Below are 22,511 nucleotides of genomic sequence, written 5' to 3' on the forward strand. Positions count from 1 at the left end.
ATGATCTAACCAGCAGAAACATCCATGAACAGACTCTTCAGCTTATGTATTTTGATTACACTTTTTGCCAGTTTTCCTTCTCATGCCCAATTTTGGTTTTTGGGACAAAATGGCAAGAACGCAGCTCCCAAAAATCCATTTAAGGCTCATTCCTCTTTCAGCTTTGGAGCAGGTTCATCTACGTATTTAGGGGATATTTCTCCTGCCATGACCTTGATGGATGTAGGAGGGAAGACCTTACGCTGGAATGCTGGTGTTCAATATACGCGTCATTTCAAAAAGCATTTCAGTATACAAGGATCATTTACCTACATACGCATCGCAGCGGATGATAATTATTTTGATCCAGCAGGTAGATTCGAGCCAAGTTATGGTAGAAACTTGCATTTTAGAACGGATATGCAAGAGTTGTCATTGATTGGAATCTATGAAATTCTAGGCAATGAAGAGAATCTGCCTAAGCGTAGAACCTTGTCTCCCTATGTGTATTTAGGGCTTTCAGGGCTTTACTTTAATCCGACCGCGAGAGCGAAAGCCATTTACGATATTGATCCTTTAAGTACTGTTCCACCAATTCAACAAGGTTGGATTAATTTGAAAGATAAACAAACTGAAGCAGTAGATTATTCTAAAATTACAGGGGCAGTACCTTTTGGTTTTGGATTACGTTACAAATTGAATCAGTCCTTTGATATCGGCTTTGATTTTGGTTATCGAATAGCCTTCTCCGATTACTTGGATGATGTTTCGGATAACCGAGTAAATGTTCCCGCTGTTACATCATTGATTACGGATCGATCTTCAGAATGGTATGCAGCTAACACATTAGTCGATAGAAGACCCTATTTGTTGCAGGCTGCTCAAGGAAATACCTCTGGCAACCCACCCCTTATAGCCAAAGGATCCGATCAGTATTTTACAACCCAAATTCGCTTGATTTACCACTTAAAAAATAAGATTGATTGTCCTCCACTACCACGATAATATCCCCTAAATCATTTAAGACCGCATTGCTGTGTCTTCTTGTATTCTTTTTGGCCTCATCTTCGAATATATTGGCTCAAAGATGGGCATGGGGCGCAGGATTTGGCGCAACGGCCTATAAGGGAGAATTGGCAGATTGGGGATATAGGCCAAGTACAGCCGAATTAAAAGAAACTTTGCCTGCTATTCATTTATTTGTTTCGTATCAAGAACGACATGCTTTTAGCTACCGCTTTCAAATGTTAGTAAGCCGGATTCAAGGTAATATCGCCAATCGTCCGAGTACCTTGTTTCCTACAGGTAAACCTGTTACTGTCATTACGCCCAACGGTAAAGTGGCAGATGCTTCCATTTTTGCTACATCCATCACGGAGTTCTCAGGAATTGTGGATTATAATTTCTTAGACTATGAGATAGACCCGAGGCATTTCAATTGGACTCCTTACTTTTATGGAGGACTTGCGGCGGTTTTTGCTAGTCCAGATAAAATTGATGCTTTTCTTACGCCGGGTATTCCTTATGGTATCGGTGTAAAGTTTCAGATCAATAAGAGTTGGGGAATACGTGGAGAATTGGGAAGTAGAAAAGTGTTTTCTGACAAAATTGACCAAGTAGCTTCTTACGATGGCAATATGAATAGCTTTACTTTGAATGGAGGAGATCAGTATCTTCATCTTGGTTTTTCAGTCACTTATACCATACAATCCATCTTTTGTCCCAAAGTTTACTGATTGGTTTTAGTATTTTGAATAGGTGTTCAAATTAGCTATCTTTACCACTTTGTTTTATCCGATTAATTATTACCCTATTTGTGAAAGAATCTATTGACCTTAACAATCTTCCTGCCCATATTTCCGTTATCATGGACGGTAATGGTCGTTGGGCGAAACAGAAGGGATTCACAGATCGAATTTTTGGACACAGAAATGCGATTCAAGCAGTTAGGGAAACTATTGAAGGATGTGGAGAATTAGGAGTTAAATACCTGACTTTGTATGCTTTTTCCACGGAAAATTGGAATAGACCAAAAGCAGAAGTAATGGCTTTAATGAGCTTGTTGGTGAGTACCATTAACGAGGAATTGCCAACCATGATGAAGAATCAGGTACGATTAAAGGCCATTGGAAATATTGAATCATTGCCTGAAAAATCGCAGAAAGAATTAAAGGCTGCGATGGATAAAACTGCCAATAACTCTGGTTTAACCTTGGTTTTGGCGCTTTCTTATTCTGGAAAGTGGGATTTAGTGCAAGCCACCAAAAAGTTGGCACAGAAAGTAGAAAAAGGAGAGTTGAAGGCAAGTGAAATTGATGATACAGTGCTTAATAATCATTTGTCAACGGCAGGAATACCTGATCCTGATTTAATGATTCGAACAGGTGGTGATCATCGAATAAGTAATTTTATGTTGTGGCAATTGGCATATGCCGAATTGTATATTTTTGAAGATTTATTTTGGCCTGATTTTAGAAAAGAGCATTTGCATCAGGCTATCGTTGATTTCCAAATGCGAGAAAGAAGATTTGGGAAAACGAGTGAACAAGTTAAAAGTGAAGGCTAAGGCTTCGTATGAAAAAAAGATATTTAATGAATCGAGTTAACGCGTGCCAATTACAATGGAAATCATTGGGCTTGTTTTTCAGTTTGATGGTTTTTATGAGTCAGGGCTTATTAGCTCAAGGCTTGGGTGGACGCTTATTCTCCACTACGCCTTCTAGCTCTGAACCTACTTTTTCTTATTCCCTTCCTCAAGAATACACGATCGGTGGTATAACTATTTCGGGGTCTCAATTTTACGATGGTAATTCCATGGTGAATATTTCAGGATTGCAGGTAGGAGATAAAATTAAAGTACCTGGCGATGCCATTGCGTCTGCCATCAAGAAAATCATGGACCAAGGGATTTTGGAAGATGTTGAGATTTTTGCTGAAAAAGTAGAAGGAGAAAAAATTTGGTTAAGGATTCAATTGAAAGAAAGACCACGCTTATTTGCTATTACTTATGACGGTATTAGAAAGGGCGAAAGAGAAACCTTGAATGAAAAAGTAAAGGCTTACAAAGGGAAAATTATTACAGAAACGCTTCGTAAAAATCTTGAATTGGTTATTCGTAAATACTACCAAGAAAAAGGTCGTTTGAATATCACCACCAAATCTGTGGTGAAAACAGATACTACGAAAGGTAATAATGCAACCTTAATCGTTACGGTGAATAAAGGGGACAAGGTGAAGGTGAATAAAATCATTCTTGATGGAATTGAGCCAGCTCAGCGTTCACTTATTTTGAGAAAAATTAAAAATACCAAGCAAGTACGTTTTGGCCGTATTTTCAAGCCATCCAAATTTGTGCCTAAGAAATGGGATGAAGATAAGGAGAAGCTTTTAGCTGCGATGAATAAATTAGGTTTCCGTGATTTCCAATTGATTGCAGATTCCGTGTATCGCCATGATAATTCTTCTGTCAACTTAAAAGTTAAATTAGTTCAAGGGCGCAAATACTATTATCGAAATATCTTTTTTGATGGTAATTACATCTATCCAGATTCAGTATTGAAAGATGTTTTAGGAGTCAAGAAAGGTGATGTGTACAATACCGAAGAACTTGATAAAAAAATGGGCGGAAATCCAGGTGAGGATTTAAGTTCTGTTTACATGGACAATGGTTATTTGTATTATAATGCGGAGCCAGTTGAAACAGCTATTGTTGGTGATTCCATTGATTTAACTATCCGAATTTCAGAAGGTAAGCAAGCTACCATCAATAAGGTTATTTTGAATGGAAATACGAAAACCTCCGACCACGTGGTTATGCGTGAAATTCGTACATTACCAGGACAGAAATTCAACAAATCAGCGATTATTCGTACTGTTCGTGAATTATCCCAAATTGGATATTTTAACCCAGAAAAAATCACACCGAATCCACAACCAAGAGCAGATGGTACAGTAGATATTGAATATAACGTGGAGGAAAAACCATCCGATCAAATTGAATTATCAGGAGGTTGGGGAGGCTATGTAGGCTTTGTGGGTACCTTGGGGGTAGTTTTCAATAACTTCTCTGCTAAAAATTTAACCAATTGGGCAGCTTGGCGTCCATTACCTGCGGGAGATGGACAAAAATTAGCGGTTCGTTTTCAAGCGAATGGTGCAGCGTTCCAAAATTACAGTTTGACATTTACAGAACCTTGGTTAGGAGGGAAGAAGCCTAACTCATTCTCTATTGCTTTGAATCGAAGTATTTCCTATCCTTACCAGTTTAGAACTACTGGTTATGGTGGCGGAGGCTATGGTAGTGGCTTAGGTGGCTACGGTGGTGGTTATGGCGGATACGGCGGTTACGGTGGATATGGAGGCTACGGTGGTTACGGTGGAGCCTACGGAGGTTATCAGAGTTATTCAGTCCCAGATTCATTATTGTCAGCTCACTTTAATGTCAATAGTATCACATTCAGTTTAGGAAAGCGTTTGAAGTGGCCAGATGATTATTTCTCTTTGAGTCACTCACTTTCTTTTTCTCAGTATGATGTAGATCGTTATTATACTTGGGCATACCCTCAAGGTATTTCCACCTCGGTAACTTTCATGACGAATTTCTCACGAAATAGTATTGATAATCCTACATTTGCTCGTTCGGGATCTAGTTTCTCATTAACCGCTTCATTGACACCTCCATATTCTTTATTAGGAGGAAATAAAACTGGACAACTTATTGAGTACCACAAATGGATGTTGGATGCAAGTTGGTTTAGTCCATTGGCTGGTAAATTTGTCTTACACACAAGAGCTCACTTAGGTTTCTTGGGGTCTTATGGAGGAAAGGAAACGACTCGATTTGAGCGTTTTGACCTAGGAGGATCTGGGATGGTACAAGGTTTCTCATTCAACCGTGATATTGTTGGCTTAAGAGGTTATAAAGATCGTGTTATAGGACCATCAGGATCTTATGGAAACGGTGGTGTTGCTTACAATAAATTTGTGATGGAGGTGCGTTATCCTGTGTCATTAAATCCATCAGCAACAATTTTCGTGTTGGGATTTGCAGAAGGAGGAAACAACTTCTCTACCTTATCTGATTACAATCCGTTTAATTTGTATAAATCTGCAGGTTTTGGAGCTCGTATATTCATGCCAGCCTTTGGTATGATTGGTATTGATTATGGTTTTGGATTTGATAAACCTAGACCAGGGGATTCTGATTTTGGACGTCAGGCCTTTACATTCTCCATTGGTCAACAGATTAGATAGTGATTTAGCAGCATACAATGAAAAAGTCGATTTTTTTCTTAATTTTGATGCTTACGGTGCTAGGACAAAGGTCATTTGCACAGAAATTTGGATACATTGATACGGAATTTATTACTTCTAAAATGCCTGAATATAAACAAGTTCAAGGCAAGATAGATCAAATGACAAAGCAATGGATTCAAGAGATTTCAACTAAAAATGAGGAAGTCGCTAAATTAGAAAGAGACTATAAATTAGAAGAGCTATTGTTGACAGAAGATTTACGTCAACAAAGGTTAAGTGCCATTCGTCAAAAAGACAATGAAGCAAGGGCTTTTCAAAATAAGATATTTGGAACAGAGGGGGAGTTGTTTAAGTTCAAACAGGCAGCTTTGAAACCGATTTTGGACGAGATATCCAAAGCAGTAGAAAAGGTAGTTCGACAAAAGCGATTAGATTTCTTATTTGATAAAGCAAATGATGGATTGGCAATGATTTATACCAATCCAGTACACGACTATTCTGATTATGTATTAGAAGAATTGGGATTGGAATTAGATCCTAATTTGGTCGATAAATCAACCGATAAATTAAACAAGTAAAAGAAAAATAATAATCAATTAAACTCACGTATGAAAACCAAATTTTTGTTGGCCATGGGCCTAGTGTTCGGAATGGCTGTTATGCCTCTTAAGGCGCAGATTAAGATCGGATTTATCAATGCAGATTACATATTAAGTCAAATGCCTGAAGCTAAACAAGTGGAAGAAGATTTGAAAAATACGCAAAAGCAATACGAAACCTTGTACCAAGGAAAGGTAAAAGACTTTCAAGATAAATTAGCTGTATTCGAAAAATTGCCAGCTAGCACTGCTGATATCATCAAACAAGATAGAGAGAAAGAATTACAAAATTTACAGACTTCTATCCAGGAATTTCAGCAAAATTCTCAGTCTTCTTTACAAAAGAAACAAGCTCAATTGTTACAGCCATTGTTAAAGAAAATTGAAGAGAATATGCATGCGGTAGCTAATGAAAATGCGTATACTTATGTATTCAATTATGATGCTGGTATGGGAACAGCCCCTATTTTATTGCACTACCCAGCGGATGCTAGCATCTCTGATTTGGTGTTGAAGAAAATGGGAATTACGCCTAAGCCAGTAACGGCTACTCCAGCTGCTGCAACTACTGCTCCAGCTACGAAAACGGCTACTCCAGCAACCAAGAAATAAGATACTATTTACTGTAGAAAAGGGTGCAAGTTTAACTTGCACCCTTTTTTTATGCCATATCATTTGATTGATAAAAATGAATTATGGAGCATTTTACCAAGTAATTGATTGGATTAGTTGCTAGTTTTGCCAAAGATTTGTCAACTTTTAAAAAGTTGACAAATCTAAGAATCAAGAATCAAGAATCAAGAATCAAGAATCAAGAATCAAGCTCAAGCTCAAACCTAAACGAAAGTCCCAATTCAAGTTCAAAAATCAATCAGCAGCCTTCAGACCTGTGCATCTGCCTAATATCTAATAACTAATACCTATCACCTAATCCCTAAGCCTTTCCTCCCTGGTATTTATTCTTTTTCCAACCCGTATAAGGAGTATTCTTTTTAGGCGCGGTAGTGCCTGAAGCATTGGCCCCAGCAGGAGCACCTGTACGAGGTGTACCACTGTTCCTATGCGAGGATGTAGCTCCAGCTGCTCTAGGTGGGCGCTGTGGCTTTACAGCCTTTTTAACAATGGTATGATTCATTAATGGATAAGGATGATCCTCTATCACTGGAATTTGTTTACCAATTAATTTTTGAATATCCCGTAAATATTCTTTCTCTTCTGCCTCACAAAAACCTATGGCTATACCACTTGCTCCCGCTCTTCCCGTACGACCAATACGGTGTACATAGGATTCAGGAATATTGGGTAATTCATAGTTAATGACGTGGGTTAATTCATCAATATCAATACCTCGCGCAGCAATATCAGTGGCAACAAGTACTCGAGTCAATTTGGATTTGAAATTATTCAAGGCCGTTTGTCTAGCATTCTGCGACTTATTTCCATGGATGGCTTGAGAATTGACTCCAGCTTTGGTTAAATCTTTTGCTACTCGGTCAGCTCCATGTTTCGTTCTTGTGAAAACAAGAGCTCTTTCAATGGATTTATCTTTTAATATATCAATCAATAATTTACGCTTGTTATCCTTATCCACAAAATAAACCACTTGGTTGATAGTGTTTGCCGTAGAGGAAACAGGTGTTACTTCTACCTTAGATGGATTGTGTAAAATGCTATTGGCCAATTCTACAATGGCAGGAGGCATGGTAGCTGAAAAGAATAAGGATTGTCTTCTTTGGGGTAAACGAGCAATGACCTTCTTGACATCATGGACAAAGCCCATGTCCAACATACGGTCTGCTTCATCCAATACAAAAAACTGGATATTTTGAAGGCTTATAATTTTTTGATTCATCAAATCCAACAATCTTCCCGGTGTAGCCACTAAAATGTCTACTCCAGCACGAAGTGCTTCCACTTGACCATGTTGACTAACCCCTCCAAATATTACTTTGTATCTTAAATTCGTATTTCTACCATAACTCTCGAAACTTTCTCCAATTTGTATGGCTAATTCACGCGTAGGTGTTAAAATAAGACTTCTGATGAGTCTTTTACCTGCTGGCAAATGCTTATCTTCTGTAAGCAGTTGTATAATAGGTATTGCAAATGCGGCAGTTTTACCTGTACCTGTTTGGGCACATCCCAATAAATCTTTTCTGTCCAAAACTAAAGGTATAGCTTTGGCTTGAATAGGAGTGGGGGTGGTATAACCTTCTGATTGTAAAGCCTTCAGAATAGGCTCAATTAACTTTAAATTTTCAAATGACATAATGCCTTTTTGTTTATCGACCGGATTGTTTTGATTTCTTGATCACCGGTCGGACGAAAAGGAACTCGTTGTCTAGAAATTAGACGTATTATTTTTTAAGAAATGCAGCGAACATCCAGATTAATTTCTCTTGCTCACGAATGTAATCGCTCATTAACGCATTAGTACCTTCATCTTGTGCATCAGAAGCCAAATTCAATAATTCTCTCTCTAAAACGATAAGAGCTTGAAAGCCTTCCAAAATATGAGATAAGGCTTCCTTTCCATTGGATACATGTTTCACCTCTTTAATTGTAGCTGTAGCCACATAATCCGTGAAAGAATGTAAGGGAGTATGGCCCAAAGTAAGAATTCGCTCGGCTATTTCATCAATTTTCAATAAAGCATCATTGTAGATTTCTTCAAACTTTAAATGCAGTTCAAAGAATTTTTCACCTGAAATATTCCAATGAAAACCTCTTGCATTGATATAAAGTATCTGATAGTCAGCTAAAAGAATGTTCAATTTAGCTGCTAGTTCTTCTGCTTTTCGACTGTCTAGTCCGATGAGGTTCGTGTTAGCCATGATTGATGAAAATAATTATTACGCTGTTTGTTCAAACGGAAAATTCAATGAATTGGTTCAATTGATTGGATATAGCTCGCCTAATTTGATGCAATTTCGGCATTATTCAGCTAGTAACACATTATTCGGTTAAAAAATCTCAATTTGACTATCGATGGAGCTAGTTTAATCCTGAAAATAATGGATGGTTTGAAGGACAGTAGTAATGATGATGACCGACAAAACTAGGTAATGAAATACTTTTTCTGAAATTTTAGTCAAAATCATCTTTCCCAAATATGTGCCTACAATACTGATGATAATTAAAAATGGAATCAATATAAGATGCTCCTGATGAAAATAGCCTTGAGAAAGATAGACGACAGCTCTGCTTAAATCTACACCAAAATCAATAACAGCAGAAGTGGCAATAAATACATCTTTTTCTAATTGAAATGCCGCCAAAGTTATCCCGCGGATGGCACCTCCAGTGCCAATCAAGCCAGCTAAAAAGCCCGAAATAGCTCCACCTGTGTACAGATTTTGATTGTTTTTTTGGATTCGTGTATGAGCACCAGACATCAAATAAATGGACAAAGCCAAAATGATGATGTTCATGCTTAATTCAATCTTTTTTTGCGGGATATAATTAGTGAGTAAGGCTCCTAAAATGACAAAAAGTACTGCAGGGATACCCAATTTTAGGACTATATTTTTGTCAATCCCATTTCTGAACAAAAGAATTTTAGAAGTATTACTGAAGACATGAAATACTGCCGTAACACCCAATACGATTTTGAAATCTAAAATTAAGGAAGCCAGTGGTACAAATAAAATGGATGAACCAAAGCCACTAACTGTTCCGATTACTTCGGCTAATAGCGCTAAAAAAAAGAAGAGGGTATAGGTTTCCATTCTTCAATATAGCAATTTGACATCACAAATTAGTTTATTTCATCTTCTTCCTTGCCGGTTTCCAAAGATTCTGGGCTCGATTCATCCACTAGTTCCGTTTCATGTTTTTCCAAAAACCTATTTTGAAAGATTAGAAAGAGAACCACTCCACAAAAAATGGAAGCATCAGCAAAGTTGAAAATAGGTGTCGAATAATAGCTGCCACCCCATATTGGCACCCAATTAGGTAATATGCCTTCCCAAATATCAAAAAAGAACATGTCGATCACTTGTCCGTGAAACCAAGTCATCGGAGCATTTGCGGGAGCATTATTAAACCAAACTCCATAAAAAATGGAATCAATTAAATTGCCTATGGCGCCACCTAAAATCAATCCCATGCAAACCAATAAACCCGCATGCATTTTTTTCTTGGTGAAACTGTAGAGATAATACCCTATGCCAAACATAGCAATAATGCGGAAACTAGTGAGCATAAGTTTGCCATAAATAGTTCCTAGTTGAATCCCAAATGCCATGCCAGGGTTCAATGTATAATGTAATTTGAAATAACTACCAATGATTTCAATTTGACCAAAATATCCGGGCTCCATGAAAAAATGCACCGATAGTTTAATGGCTTGATCAATAAGTATGATGGCAATGCTGACTAAAAAGTAGCGGTAATTTTTCAACTTCATAGGTTTTTTCTTCGGCTCACTTCTTTTTGTAAAAGGGCAAACTCTCTTGACGTTTGACCCGCAATGGAGCTATTTTCTTCAGCTCGACGGAATAAATAAGGCATAACGGCAGAAACTGGCCCATAAGGCACATATTTGGCTACGTTATATCCTGAAGACGCTAAATTGTAAGAAATATTATCTGACATGCCCAATAATTGAGCAAAGTAGATATGGGGATGGTTTTGTGAAATTCCTTTTTCCTCCATCCATTGGCAAAGTAATCGACAGCTTTGCTCATTATGCGTTCCAACACAAAAATGAACTTGTTCTAAATGATCTAAACAAGCTTGTATTCCTAAGTTGAAATCACGGTCAGTCGCTTCTTTTTCTTTGTGCAATGGCTCAGAATATTCATCTTCGTGGGCTCTCAATCGCTCTTTTTCTAAATATGCACCACGCACTAATTTTACCCCTAAGAAATAGGATTGATCCTGTGCCACCTGAATAGCGTGATGTAAATTCTCTAACATATCAACGCGATACATCTGGAAAGTATTAAAAATAATGGCCGTCTTGTGATTGAAGCGCTGCATCATTTCATAACACAATTCATCGATGGTGTTTTGAATCCAACTCTCTTCAGCATCTATGAATAGCCTAACTTCTTGATTATAGGCTTCTTGGCAAATTTCAATTAAGTAATCTTTGCTTTTTAAAAAGTCAATTTCTTCTTCTTCAGACAGTCCTTTTTCAGTTTGGTATTTTTCCAATAACTCACTATTGAAAATCCCAGTCATCTTGAAGACCGCATAAGGAATAGCACTACTTTCGTGCGACTGAATAATTGTTTTAAGGATTTCATTTTTAGTTAATTGGAAAGATTTGTCGTTTTCTTCCCCCTCAACCGAATAATCAAGAATTGTACCAATATGAGCTTTATCTAGTTCTTGGATAGTAGTTTGACACTCCTGTATGGATTCTCCTCCGCAAAATTGGCCAAAAAGAGTAGTTTTTATTATTTTTTTAACAGGTAAATGCAAGAAAAGGAACAATTTGATGAAAAAAGTCCCTAACTTTACAAGCCAATTTTGGTTCATTATCGCAAATATCCAATAGGACTTGCGGAGTTGAAAATCACTTTTAGAAGCAAAGGCGATTTGGGTGTCCTCAAAAGATAGCTTTTTCAAGTTTTTCGAAGATGTTTGGTGGGTCATTTTTTTTAAATTGCCTGCAAATATAAGTGAATAAAATTTAACCGAATCTGTAACACAAGAATATTAATATTAAAACAGTTTTGAGCTTAGGCTCTTTTAATCTATCCAAATTTATGAATGCCAATTTAGAAGTAGTGCCGATGCAAGAATGGATTCAGACAGATGGCAAGCCGCTTATCATTGCGGGACCTTGTTCTGCTGAAACTGAGGATCAAGTATTAGAAACAGCCCGCCGTATCAAAGCGGAAGGTTATGCGCATATTATGCGTGCTGGTGTTTGGAAACCTCGTACTCGTCCAGGAAGCTTTGAAGGCATGGGAGAGCCAGCTTTAAAGTGGTTGGTTGAAGCAAAGAAAGAAACAGGATTACCATTAGCTATCGAAGTAGCCACTCCAGAGCATATTGAATTAGCACTGAAGTATGGTGTTGATGTTTTGTGGATTGGTGCTCGTACAACTGTTAACCCCTTTAATGTACAAGACCTAGCAGATGCCTTGAAAGGTGTAGATATCCCTGTATTAGTGAAAAATCCAGTTAACCCAGATTTAGCTCTTTGGGTTGGTGCATTCGAACGTTTACAAGGTTCAGGAATTAAGAAATTAGGTGCTATTCACCGTGGTTTTTCTAATGCGCAAGAAACAAAATACCGTAACTCACCTATGTGGGCTATGGCTGTGGAATTGAAGCGTTTATTCCCTCAAATGCCAATCATTGGTGATCCTTCACACATGGCTGGTAAGCGTGCTTTATTGATGGAATTGTCTCAGCGTATCTTGGATTTGAACTACGATGGTATGATCATCGAAACTCACCGTGATCCAGATGCAGCTTGGTCTGATGCTTCTCAACAAGTTACTCCAGAGAAATTAGGAGAAATGTTACGTGAATTAGAAGTTAGAAAAGCTAGCTATGGTGCCGACTTTTCTGATGAATTAGCTGCATTACGCGAGAAAATTGACAATATCGATCGTGAGTTATTAGAAGTATTAACTGCTCGTATGGCCGTAGTTGAAAAACTAGGAGAATACAAGCGCGATAACAATGTAGCTGTTTTACAATTAGATCGTTGGAAGCAATTACATGGCGACCGTGCTAATCAAGCTAAAGGTTTAGGTTTATATCCTGAGTTTGTAGAAGAATTATTCAAATTGGTTCACTTAGAATCTATCCGTAAACAAACGGAAGTTATGAATTCAGCTACAGCTTAATTAATAATTGATAATAAAGCTCAAAAGGCCAGCAAATGATCGCATTTGCTGGCCTTTTTTTGAACCTAGATAGCGTATCAAAGGCAGTTGAAGTTAAGTAAATCATTTATTTTTTTGAAATCTGATAACTTCCAATGAATACCAAAGCCATTCCAATCATCACCGTCAAATCAGGAAGTCCATGCCCTAAGATGATTTCTATCAAAATAGAAAATATGACTGCACTATTTCCTACAGCTCCCACAATACTCGTCTTCTCAAATCTCAGTGCTTGAGTAGTGAAACTTTGAACACCTAATGCCAAAAGTCCCATGATGATAATCTCGATGTACTGAGTTCCTTGAGGATTAACCCATTGACCTGACCAAAAGCTATTAGGCAAATTCCCCCAAGTTCCTAAAATTAAGGAGATACAGGATGCCGTAAAGCCAGCAGCCATGAATGAAAAGATTACCCATCGAGAGTCGTAGTATTTTTGAGCTTCTTTTATAGCCATATAGCCAAGAGCGGTACCTATAGCGTACAATAAGCCAACTGAATGGTTTTGCCAATGTTTATCTGCTGAAGGTTGGAATATCAACAAAATACCCATGAATCCCATTAAAAGAAACAAGACTTGTTTACTTTTTAAACTTTCGGTAGGTATCCAAATAAAGGTGAATATGGCAATGAATAAAGGAAAGGCTTGTCCATAGGTATTCGTTAAGGACAAACCCAAGTGTTCTAAAGCATAAAACAGGCAATACAAAGTAAAGGCACCTAATAATCCTCTGAATATCAGAAATCCTAATTTGCCACCACTTTGTATAGCAGGATTTTGCCAAAGGCTGACAATTAAAAAGGGTAATCCAACAGCATTTCGAAATAAGACCAATTCGACTGAAGGAAAATGCTTACTCATATTTTGTGCCATAGCCGACATCAAAGCAAAACATAAGGAGGATAAAAGCATGAAGCCAATTCCTTTGTTTTTGCTGATGAATGGATGGATTTTAACAGGCATATTTTAGGGAGAAAGCTTGTCGGAGATTCAATAATCCTTATTTTTTGGTAACTTGCATTTCTTTTTTCAAAGGTATGACAAAAAAAATAATTTTATCGGATTCAGCTCCAGCTGCAATTGGCCCCTATTCTCAAGCGGTTGCCATTAACGGGGCCTTATATGTTTCAGGTCAAATTGCCATTTCGGTATTGGAAGCTGGAGGAGATATTGAAGAAGAAACACACCAAGTATTGAAAAACCTAGGCTACATTTTGAAAGAGGCGGGTTATGACTATGAAGATGTTGTAAAATGCTCCATTTTTGTTAAAGACATGAATCACTTTGCACAGATAAATCAAGTATATGCCCAATATTTTTCTGTGAATCCACCCGCTAGAGAAACAGTGGAAGTAGCTCGTTTACCTAAAGACGTTCGTGTAGAAATTTCTTGTATTGCCCATAAATAAATTCATATGCCTAATTCAGTACGTGTTCGTTTTGCCCCAAGTCCTACAGGACCATTGCACATTGGTGGGGTTCGAACAGCCTTATATAATTTTTTATTAGCTCGTAAATTGGGTGGTACTTTCATTTTACGTATTGAAGATACCGATCAAGCTCGTTTTGTTCCAGGTGCTGAAGCTTATATCTTAGAAAGTTTAGCTTGGTTAGGTATTTCACCTGATGAAGGTATCGGTGCTGGTGGGCCATTTGAACCTTACCGTCAAAGTGAAAGAAAAGAGATGTATAAAGCCTATGCCGATGAATTAATTCAATCGGGTAAAGCCTATTATGCTTTTGATACTTCGGAAGAATTGGATGCTATGCGTACCACCTTTGAAAATCAAGGCTCAGCCTTTCAATACAATGCGGTGACGCGTGTTAAATTGCGAAATTCTTTATCCCTTTCTAAAGAGGAAGTAGATCAATTATTGGCCAATAATACACCTTATGTAATCCGATTAAAAGTTCCAGCCAAAGGTGAAATTCGCTTTCAAGATATTATACGAGATTGGGTTCATGTGCATACCTCCAGCATTGACGATAAAGTGTTGATGAAGTCTGATGGCATGCCGACCTACCACTTAGCCAATGTGGTAGATGACCATATCATGCAAATTACGCATGTAATTCGGGGAGAGGAATGGTTGCCATCTGCCCCATTACATATATTATTATATCAAGCATTCGGTTGGGATGCTCCACAATTTGCCCATTTACCTTTATTGTTAAAACCTGAAGGAAATGGTAAGTTATCCAAAAGAGATGCTGATTTAGGAGGATTCCCCGTATTTCCTTTGGAATGGAAAGATCCACAAACGGGAGCCATCTCAAAAGGCTTTAAGCAAGAAGGATATCTGCCAGAAGCTACCTTGAATTTCTTAGCCTTTTTGGGCTGGAATCCAGGAACAGAACAAGAGCTTTTTTCATTGGATGAATTAATTGCAGCATTTTCTTTGGAAAGAATTAATAAAGCTGGAGCCAAATTTGATGTTAAAAAGGCACAGTGGTTTAATGAGCAATATTTGAAACAACATGATGCGAAAGAACTAGCGGCGACTTATTTGCCTTCCATTGAGGCTGAGAAAGGTGAAGCTTATGTGCATTTATTTTTAGATCGAATTACTTTTCCGCAACAATTGGGACAAATGGTACAAGAATTTTCTGAGTTTCCAGCTAGTTACGATGAAGCCGTTTTGACCTCAAAATGGAATGCTGAAACCAAACAAGCTTTAGAACTTATTTTAGGGGCACTGCCAACTTGCACCCATTGGCATGCAGAAGAAATTAAACAGTGTATTTCACAATGTTTGGAAGTAGCTGGAATTAAAATGGGTAAAGTAATGCAGCTATTTCGTGTAGCAATGAGTGGAAAAGGAGCAGGTCCAGATTTAATGATATCTTTGGAACTTTGGGGAAAAGATCAAGTGTTAGCTAGACTAAATAAAGCATTGGAAAAATTTCCCAACATTTGATATGAAAGATAAATCAAAGAAAACCAAAGAAAAAGCGCCTAAAGTACATCCTGATTTGGCTGGCTTTGAGATGAATATTGATTCATTTGGGCAAATTACTTCTACGTTAAATCGCGATGCATTGAATGCTTTTTTGGATAAAGAGATGCCAGATGATAAAAAATTAAATCCTAAAAACGATGAAAGTAAATAAGGAAGATGTTATTAAAATTGCTCATTTGGCTCGTCTAGAACTTAAGGAGGAAAAAATTCAAGACATGCAAGATTCCATCAATAAAGTGTTGGATTGGATGGAAGCATTAAATGCTGTAGATACATCGTCGGTTGAGCCATTGGTACACATGACCCCCGCAATCAATCATTTTAGAGATGATCAAGCCAAAGCTATGTTGGATCGTCAACATGCCTTGAACCTAGGCCCAGATACCAATGAAAGTTATTTTAAAGTACCTCAAGTAATCGAATAATTAGCCAATGTAGTATTGTAAGGCTTTTTTCATTTCTGCCTTACTTACTGGGATATCGTATCCACAATCTCCAATACCGGTTAATAAAGAGAACCGAACCTCATTTCCGAGGTTCTTTTTGTCTTGCATGGTCAAACGGATAATTTCAGGAATTTCACTTTCTTGGATGGTTACTTTTCCATAAGTAGCAAATAGGTATGCCTCAATCTCTTCTAATTCGGCTAAACTGATTAAACCTCTTTCATACGAGAGGAATGCTTCTGTGATGATTCCTACTGCCACAGCTTCACCGTGTAAGATTTTCCTTTTCCCCTGATTCAACAAAAATGTTTCAACGGCATGCCCCAAAGTATGTCCTAAATTGAGGATTTTACGGATGCCCGCTTCTTTAGGATCTTTTGTAACTATGGCTTCTTTAATAGCGACAGAATGTGCTACTAAGGTGGCAAAATTGTTTTCTTGCCAATCCACTTGACTTATTTCAGACCATTTTGCGGCATCTCGAATTAAACAATGCTTGATAATTTCAGCGAAACCAGACCTTTTTTCTCTTTCAGTCAATGTTTCTAGGAAATTTGGATCAATGAGCACCGTTTTAGGTAATTGGAATACCCCCAAATGATTTTTGAAACCTTGAAAATCGATACCCAATTTACCTCCTACACTTGCATCAACTTGAGCCAATAGGGTAGTAGGTATTTGAATGAAATCGATACCTCTTTTATAGGTTGATGCACAAAATCCTCCCATGTCACCAATAACTCCTCCACCCAAATTGATCATTAATGCATGTCTATCTAAATTTGCTTGGGTCATAACTTCCCAAATTTTTACACAAGTAGTTAGGTTTTTATTCGCTTCACCTGATTTGATGACAACCTTAATGAAATTTTTAGGTAGAATATTTTCAATCTTAGGTAAACAATGTTTTTGAGTTAGCTCATCCACTAATACAATAACTCTAGAATAGTTTTTATGGGCTAAAAAAGCAGGTAGAGAAGTGGAAATAGAAGCTATTTGAACAGACATAAGATGTAAAATTGGTATTAAAGTTTAAAAATACCACGAATTTCTCAAAATGGGCAATTTGAGAACCTAATTTTGGTTTTGTGGTATGCTTTTTCTTGCCTAATTTTGCGCGGTTATGTTTTTTCATACACCTTAAAATTTTATGAGAGAGATTCAATTCAGAGAAGCCTTGCGTGAGGCAATGCAAGAAGAGATGCGACGCGATGCATCCGTTTTTTTAATGGGTGAGGAGGTAGCAGAATACAATGGTGCATACAAAGTTTCCCAAGGTATGTTGGATGAGTTTGGTCCAGACCGGGTAATTGATACTCCGATTGCAGAATTAGGTTTTGGTGGTATTGGAGTGGGAGCTGCGGCCAATGGTTTACGTCCGATAGTTGAGTTTATGACTTTCAACTTCTCCTTGGTAGCCATTGATCAAATTATCAATTCGGCCTCTAAAATGATGTCGATGTCTGGTGGTCAATATTCTTGCCCTATTGTTTTCCGTGGTCCTACGGGTAATGCGGGTCAATTGTCATCTCAGCACTCATCCAACTTTGAAAATTGGTATGCCAATACTCCAGGTTTGAAAGTGGTAGTTCCATCTAATCCAGCCGATGCCAAAGGTTTATTGAAAGCCTCCATTCGTGATAACGATCCCGTTATTTTCATGGAATCGGAATTGATGTATGGAGATAAAGGATTGGTACCAGATGGAGAATTTTTAATTCCAATTGGTAAAGCTAACATCGTGAAAGAAGGAAAGGATGTTACTATTGTCACCTTTGGAAAAATGCTTTCTCGCGTGGTAATGCCAGCTGTAGAAGAATTAACTAAAATGGGTATCAATGCTGAGGTAATTGATTTACGCAGCGTACGTCCAATTGATTACATCACAGTGGTAGAATCCGTTAAGAAAACTAACCGTTGTGTGGTTGTTGAGGAAGCCAATCCATTGTCGGCTATTTCTTCTGAAATTACCTATCACTTACAACGTTGGGCATTTGATTATCTAGATGCACCAGTAGTACGTGTTAATTCTAAGGATTTACCTTTGCCATACGCGCCAACCTTGATTGAAGAAATTTTACCTAGTATTGAGCGTACAATTCAAGCAGTAAAAACAGTTACTTACAAAAAGTAATTCGAATAAAATATACGTGTCAAGAGCCGAGCATAAACTCGGCTTTTTTTGTGCCCAGTTCACATATGGTATTAATATCAACTTATTGGACAACATATGTATTTCAAAAAACGTTATGAACGCTCAACGCTGTCAAGGTTTTGAACCTTGACAGCGTTAGGGAATTAGCGTTCAAAAACACAAAAAAGTCCCCCAATTTTGGGGGACTTTTAAATTTTCAATACCTTAAATTGTCCTGAATCTTACAAGACATAAATGAAACGTGAACCGTCTACATCAACTCCTTCTAATTTAATTCGGCCTTTGCGCGCTTCTAATAACTGAACAGCCTCCTTTGGATCACTAACAGCTTTATCGTTTATTTTTGTGATGATAGAACCTTTAGATAAACCATACATTTCTAGTCGGCCATCAGCTAATACCTCAATGATTTTTACACCATTACTAACTTTGAATTTCTCTTTGTCTGCGCTACTTAGTGTTCCAAATTTGGCCCCTAAAAATTCAGACTTAGTAGACTCACCTACATCTCCTTTTACAATGGAGGTATTCCCGTCTTTGTTTTTCAACGTTACTTTGAATTCCTTGGTTTGACCATCACGATTTACTGTCACTAAAATGCTTTCACCCGGACGCTTTCTTCCTACTATTTCCATTAATTTGGATGAAGATTTGGTATCGGTTCCATCGATTTTAGTAATGACATCATTGATTTTGATACCGGCATCTTTTGCTGCCGAATTTTCTGAGAATCCACCTACATAAACCCCATCCTTAGATTTAAGGTCTTTTTCCTCTGCCAATTTGGCATTTACTTCGGTAATACTCACACCCAAGAAACCACGTTGTACATTGCCATATTTAATCAAATCAGATGACACTTTCTTTACAATACTTACTGGGACAGCAAAAGAATAACCTGCAAATTGGCCAGTTCTAGAATAGATAGCTGTATTGATACCAATAAGTTCCCCTTTTAGATTAACCAAGGCGCCCCCAGAATTTCCTGGATTTACCGCAGCATCTGTTTGAATGAAAGATTCTAGAGGATTGGTATCTCCATCACGGTCAATGATGTTTTGACGGCCTTTAGCGGATACAATACCCGCAGTAACTGTTGATTCCAAGTTAAAAGGATTTCCCACAGCTAATACCCATTCCCCTACTCGCAATGCATCTGAATCTCCGAATGTCAAGAAAGGTAAATTTTCTGCCTTGATTTGAATGACCGCCAAGTCTGATGAAGGGTCAGTTGAAATTACTTTAGCTTTAAATTCACGCTTGTCATTTAAAATTACACTCACTTCTTCTGCCTCTTGTACTACGTGGTTATTTGTCACAATGTATCCATCTGAACTAATGATGACCCCAGATCCAGAAGCTTCTTGTGTTTGTGGAGCTTGTTGGCGTCGACCACCAAATGGGTCTCCAAAACCGAAAAAGTCATCAAATGGACTGGAGGATTGACGACCCTGACGAGCTGTCATTTTAGTTTTAATGTGCACCACGGCAGGAGTTGTTTTTTCTGCTGCAAAGGTGAATTCGCCGGGATTTCCGGGGACATTTTGAATGTTGGAAACAGAACTTGTAAATGCTGAAGGTGCATCACCTATGGTGTGCGAGGAACCTAGATTAAGTAAAGAATAGGCGCCAAGAGTGATTCCGCTAGATAGTAATGCGATAATCACATACGTTTTAAGGTGGTTTTTGATTTCCATAATTTTAAAAATGCGTTAGATTTTTGTTTTGCTAATTTAACGCAAATTGTGTGCCATTGTTCTGTCCTAACTATTTTATTAACAAGATTTAAGAATTGGCAGAATGACTGTTTTATGTTTCCAATAAAAACTGACAAAACAACAAGTAATAGGACTTTGGAAAAATTGAATTAGTCAAATTGTCCAGCATTTAGCAATCGCTATGTTCTATTATCCAGCTTTTTTGTCATTTTATTTTGATTACCAAAGAATATTCAGCCTGAGATAGAAGTCCATTTTTTAATCGGCCTATAATTGGTTAATTTTGCAATTCATTTTAGAAATTAGCAAATACCCCATGGTTTTAAGTGAGCAAGAACAACTAAGAAGACAGAAAAGATTGGATTTAATGGCATTAGGCATTGATCCTTATCCAGCAGAAGCTTACCCCGTTTCTGTTTATGCCAAGGAAATTTTGTCTGATTATTCCGCAGAGGCTGCCAACTTTCAAGACGTAACTTTGGCAGGTCGATTGATGGGTTTTCGTATTATGGGAAATGCATCTTTTGCAGAATTACAAGATGCAAGTGGCCGTATTCAATTGTATTTCAGAAGGGATGATTTGTGCCCAGGAGAAGATAAAACCTTATATAATACAGTTTTCAAAAAGCTTTTAGATATTGGGGATATTATAGGTGTAAAAGGATATGTCTTTACTACTCAAATGGGAGAAATATCAGTGCATGTACGCGAATTCACTCTTTTGTCTAAAGCATTAAAACCTTTACCCGTGGTGAAAGAAGCCGAAGGACAAACCTTCGATGCTTTTTCTGACCCAGAAATGCGCTACCGCCAGCGTTATGTTGATTTGATTGTTAATCCTTCAGTTAAGGATATTTTTATCAAAAGGGCGAAAATCATTTCTACCATGAGGTCCATCTTTGATGAGCGTGGTTGGTTGGAAGTAGAAACACCCGTTTTACAAGCAATTCACGGAGGTGCTTCGGCCAGACCATTCAAGACGCACCACAATACCTTGGATATGCCTCTTTATTTGCGAATAGCCAATGAGTTGTATTTGAAGCGTTTAATTGTTGGAGGTTTCGATGGCGTATACGAGTTTGGTAAAATGTTTAGAAATGAAGGTATGGATCGTACCCACAATCCAGAGTTTACTTCATTAGAGTTTTATGTGGCGTATAAGGACTATCACTGGATGATGGACTTGACGGAAAAAATCTTTGAAACAGTTGCTCAAACCTTACATCAACAAACGAAGGTAATGGTAGGTGAAAATGCCATTGAGTTTGCTGGACCTTACCCTAAATTATCCATTTCTGAAGCCATTTTAAAGTATTCAGGCGTTGATGTGGATGCTTTATCTGAAGATGCTTTGCGTGCCAAATGTCTCGAGTTTGGTATGGAAGTAGATGAACAAATGGGAAAGGGCAAATTAATTGATGAGTTATTTGGGGAGAAAGTCGAAGCGAATTTAATTCAACCAACATTCATTATTGATTATCCTGTTGAAATGTCACCTTTGACTAAAAAACATCGCTCAAAGGAAGGTTTAGTAGAACGATTTGAATTATTTGTAAATGGTAAAGAAATCGCCAATGCGTATTCAGAATTAAATGACCCAATCGATCAAAAAGAGCGATTTGAGGACCAATTGAGGTTAGCTGAGAAAGGTGATGATGAAGCCATGGCTATGGATCATGATTTTATACGTTCTTTGGAATATGCCATGCCGCCAACTTCTGGTATCGGTATAGGAATAGACCGTTTGACTATGTTGATGACAAACCAAGCATCTATTCAAGAAGTATTGTTCTTCCCTCAAATGCGTCCCGAAGTAATAAAAGAAGTGTCCTCTGATGCTGATTTTATACAAGCTGGTGTGGCTGAACATTGGATTCCTGCCTTACAAAAAATGGGAATCTTGACTTTGGAGGCTTTGAAAGCGGCCAATCCAAATAAAGTCTTTAATGATTTAGGAGGCTTGCGTAAAAAATTGAAGATAGAAGCGGCAATGCCAAGCAAAGAAGAAGTTGTTGCTTGGATAGAATCATAATTTTATCACTGCTTAAAATCAAAAAAGCCATCTCGAAAGATGGCTTTTTCTTTTCTCTTTATTAGAGATCAATGTTGCAATTTTAATAGGATAACCTAATATATATTGGAAAATACTGATTTGCTCTAATCAAGGACATGTAAGAAAATTAGATTTTCTTTACATTGATAGCGTTAGCTCCACGCTTTCCGTCAGTTACTTCGTAGGAAACGCTGTCATTTTCGCGGATCGTAACACCAGCTAAGCCAGTTACGTGTACAAAAATGTCTTCACCTGTTTGATCGTCAACGATGAATCCGAAACCTTTCGTCTCGTTGAAAAATTTTACTTTACCAGTTTGCATAAAAAATTAATGTTAAAAATTAAATCTTAAAGAATTTTAGACGCAAGAATTTTGACTGGGACAAACTTATAGAATCAAATGGAGTGTAAACCGGGAAGATACTAGGAGGGATGAAGTCGAGAATTTTGCTGAATTAAAACTTTTAAGTGTCCAAATGTATATAAAATTCAA

Annotated in this window: 22 protein-coding genes; 13 read left to right on the plus strand and 9 right to left on the minus strand. The window is 37.7% G+C overall.

Annotated features, from left to right (window positions below; all coding sequences use genetic code 11):
* Window positions 1–24 precede the first annotated feature (24 nt).
* From G9H60_RS03120 to G9H60_RS03145, 6 genes are all read left to right on the plus strand, one after another.
* Window positions 25–984 carry an outer membrane beta-barrel protein gene (locus tag G9H60_RS03120; RefSeq protein ID WP_223142647.1) on the plus strand — a complete coding sequence of 320 codons (960 nt, stop codon included), beginning with the start codon at window positions 25–27 and terminating at the stop codon, window positions 982–984.
* 50 nt (window positions 985–1,034) lie between these two features.
* Window positions 1,035–1,715, plus strand: a complete 681-nt coding sequence (locus G9H60_RS03125; protein ID WP_223142648.1) for a DUF6089 family protein — start codon at window positions 1,035–1,037, stop codon at window positions 1,713–1,715.
* 80 nt (window positions 1,716–1,795) lie between these two features.
* A complete protein-coding gene (locus tag G9H60_RS03130; protein ID WP_223142649.1) occupies window positions 1,796–2,545 on the plus strand; it encodes an isoprenyl transferase in 750 nt (249 codons plus the stop codon).
* 26 nt (window positions 2,546–2,571) lie between these two features.
* Window positions 2,572–5,232 carry an outer membrane protein assembly factor BamA gene (gene bamA / locus G9H60_RS03135; protein WP_262899931.1) on the plus strand — a complete coding sequence of 887 codons (2,661 nt, stop codon included), beginning with the start codon at window positions 2,572–2,574 and terminating at the stop codon, window positions 5,230–5,232.
* 17 nt (window positions 5,233–5,249) lie between these two features.
* Window positions 5,250–5,813: an OmpH family outer membrane protein gene (locus G9H60_RS03140; protein ID WP_223142650.1), complete on the plus strand. Its 564-nt coding sequence runs from the start codon at window positions 5,250–5,252 to the stop codon at window positions 5,811–5,813.
* Window positions 5,814–5,843: 30 nt separating this feature from the next.
* The gene (locus tag G9H60_RS03145; RefSeq protein WP_223142651.1) at window positions 5,844–6,446 is read left to right on the plus strand and encodes an OmpH family outer membrane protein; all 603 of its coding nucleotides are present in this window, start codon (window positions 5,844–5,846) and stop codon (window positions 6,444–6,446) included.
* Window positions 6,447–6,768: 322 nt separating this feature from the next.
* Here G9H60_RS03145 and G9H60_RS03150 read toward each other — a convergent pair whose 3' ends face one another.
* From G9H60_RS03150 to G9H60_RS03170, 5 genes are all read right to left on the minus strand, one after another.
* On the minus strand, window positions 6,769–8,103 hold the full coding sequence (locus G9H60_RS03150; protein ID WP_223142652.1) for a DEAD/DEAH box helicase: 1,335 nt from the start codon (window positions 8,101–8,103) through the stop codon (window positions 6,769–6,771).
* Window positions 8,104–8,191: 88 nt separating this feature from the next.
* A complete protein-coding gene (locus G9H60_RS03155; protein ID WP_223142653.1) occupies window positions 8,192–8,668 on the minus strand; it encodes a Dps family protein in 477 nt (158 codons plus the stop codon).
* A 165-nt stretch (window positions 8,669–8,833) separates the two neighbouring features.
* Complete coding sequence (locus tag G9H60_RS03160) at window positions 8,834–9,562, minus strand: sulfite exporter TauE/SafE family protein (RefSeq protein WP_223142654.1); 729 nt, start codon at window positions 9,560–9,562, stop codon at window positions 8,834–8,836.
* Window positions 9,563–9,591: 29 nt separating this feature from the next.
* A complete protein-coding gene (locus G9H60_RS03165) occupies window positions 9,592–10,236 on the minus strand; it encodes a lipoprotein signal peptidase (protein WP_223142758.1) in 645 nt (214 codons plus the stop codon).
* A gap of 2 nt (window positions 10,237–10,238) precedes the next feature.
* Window positions 10,239–11,411, minus strand: coding sequence for a proline dehydrogenase family protein (locus G9H60_RS03170; protein ID WP_317197216.1), 1,173 nt, complete (start codon window positions 11,409–11,411; stop codon window positions 10,239–10,241).
* Window positions 11,412–11,551: 140 nt separating this feature from the next.
* On the opposite strand from G9H60_RS03170, the gene G9H60_RS03175 reads away from it, so the two are divergent.
* Window positions 11,552–12,646: a chorismate mutase gene (locus tag G9H60_RS03175; RefSeq protein ID WP_223142656.1), complete on the plus strand. Its 1,095-nt coding sequence runs from the start codon at window positions 11,552–11,554 to the stop codon at window positions 12,644–12,646.
* A gap of 106 nt (window positions 12,647–12,752) precedes the next feature.
* Here the strand turns inward: G9H60_RS03175 and G9H60_RS03180 are convergent, their stop codons facing one another.
* Window positions 12,753–13,649, minus strand: a complete 897-nt coding sequence (locus G9H60_RS03180) for a DMT family transporter (protein WP_223142657.1) — start codon at window positions 13,647–13,649, stop codon at window positions 12,753–12,755.
* A gap of 74 nt (window positions 13,650–13,723) precedes the next feature.
* Here G9H60_RS03180 and G9H60_RS03185 point away from each other — a divergent pair, with 74 nt between their 5' ends.
* The 4 genes from G9H60_RS03185 to gatC are packed head-to-tail and all read left to right on the plus strand — an operon-like array spanning window position 13,724 to window position 16,071.
* Entirely contained in the window at window positions 13,724–14,095 is a 372-nt protein-coding gene (locus G9H60_RS03185) for a RidA family protein (RefSeq protein ID WP_223142658.1), read from the plus strand.
* Window positions 14,096–14,101: 6 nt separating this feature from the next.
* Entirely contained in the window at window positions 14,102–15,604 is a 1,503-nt protein-coding gene (gene gltX / locus G9H60_RS03190; protein ID WP_223142659.1) for a glutamate--tRNA ligase, read from the plus strand.
* 1 nt (window position 15,605) lies between these two features.
* Window positions 15,606–15,797: a hypothetical protein gene (locus G9H60_RS03195; RefSeq protein ID WP_166231475.1), complete on the plus strand. Its 192-nt coding sequence runs from the start codon at window positions 15,606–15,608 to the stop codon at window positions 15,795–15,797.
* The gene (gene gatC, locus G9H60_RS03200; RefSeq protein WP_223142660.1) at window positions 15,784–16,071 is read left to right on the plus strand and encodes an Asp-tRNA(Asn)/Glu-tRNA(Gln) amidotransferase subunit GatC; all 288 of its coding nucleotides are present in this window, start codon (window positions 15,784–15,786) and stop codon (window positions 16,069–16,071) included. Before G9H60_RS03195 ends, gatC begins: the two co-directional genes overlap by 14 nt.
* Here the strand turns inward: gatC and aroB are convergent, their stop codons facing one another.
* On the minus strand, window positions 16,072–17,100 hold the full coding sequence (gene aroB / locus G9H60_RS03205; protein WP_223142661.1) for a 3-dehydroquinate synthase: 1,029 nt from the start codon (window positions 17,098–17,100) through the stop codon (window positions 16,072–16,074).
* 142 nt (window positions 17,101–17,242) lie between these two features.
* On the opposite strand from aroB, the gene G9H60_RS03210 reads away from it, so the two are divergent.
* Window positions 17,243–18,226 (plus strand): pyruvate dehydrogenase complex E1 component subunit beta, encoded by a 984-nt coding sequence (locus G9H60_RS03210; RefSeq protein WP_223142662.1) that lies wholly within the window; start codon window positions 17,243–17,245, stop codon window positions 18,224–18,226.
* A 242-nt stretch (window positions 18,227–18,468) separates the two neighbouring features.
* Here G9H60_RS03210 and G9H60_RS03215 read toward each other — a convergent pair whose 3' ends face one another.
* Window positions 18,469–19,944 carry a Do family serine endopeptidase gene (locus G9H60_RS03215; protein ID WP_262899932.1) on the minus strand — a complete coding sequence of 492 codons (1,476 nt, stop codon included), beginning with the start codon at window positions 19,942–19,944 and terminating at the stop codon, window positions 18,469–18,471.
* 337 nt (window positions 19,945–20,281) lie between these two features.
* On the opposite strand from G9H60_RS03215, the gene lysS reads away from it, so the two are divergent.
* A complete protein-coding gene (lysS, locus tag G9H60_RS03220; RefSeq protein WP_223142760.1) occupies window positions 20,282–21,997 on the plus strand; it encodes a lysine--tRNA ligase in 1,716 nt (571 codons plus the stop codon).
* A gap of 148 nt (window positions 21,998–22,145) precedes the next feature.
* On the opposite strand, the gene G9H60_RS03225 is transcribed toward lysS, so the two are convergent.
* Window positions 22,146–22,340: a cold-shock protein gene (locus G9H60_RS03225; protein ID WP_109322468.1), complete on the minus strand. Its 195-nt coding sequence runs from the start codon at window positions 22,338–22,340 to the stop codon at window positions 22,146–22,148.
* Window positions 22,341–22,511: the final 171 nt, after the last annotated feature.

Origin of the sequence: Aquirufa aurantiipilula (assembly GCF_019923745.1) — a bacterium.
GTDB classification, from domain to species: domain Bacteria; phylum Bacteroidota; class Bacteroidia; order Cytophagales; family Spirosomataceae; genus Aquirufa; species Aquirufa aurantiipilula.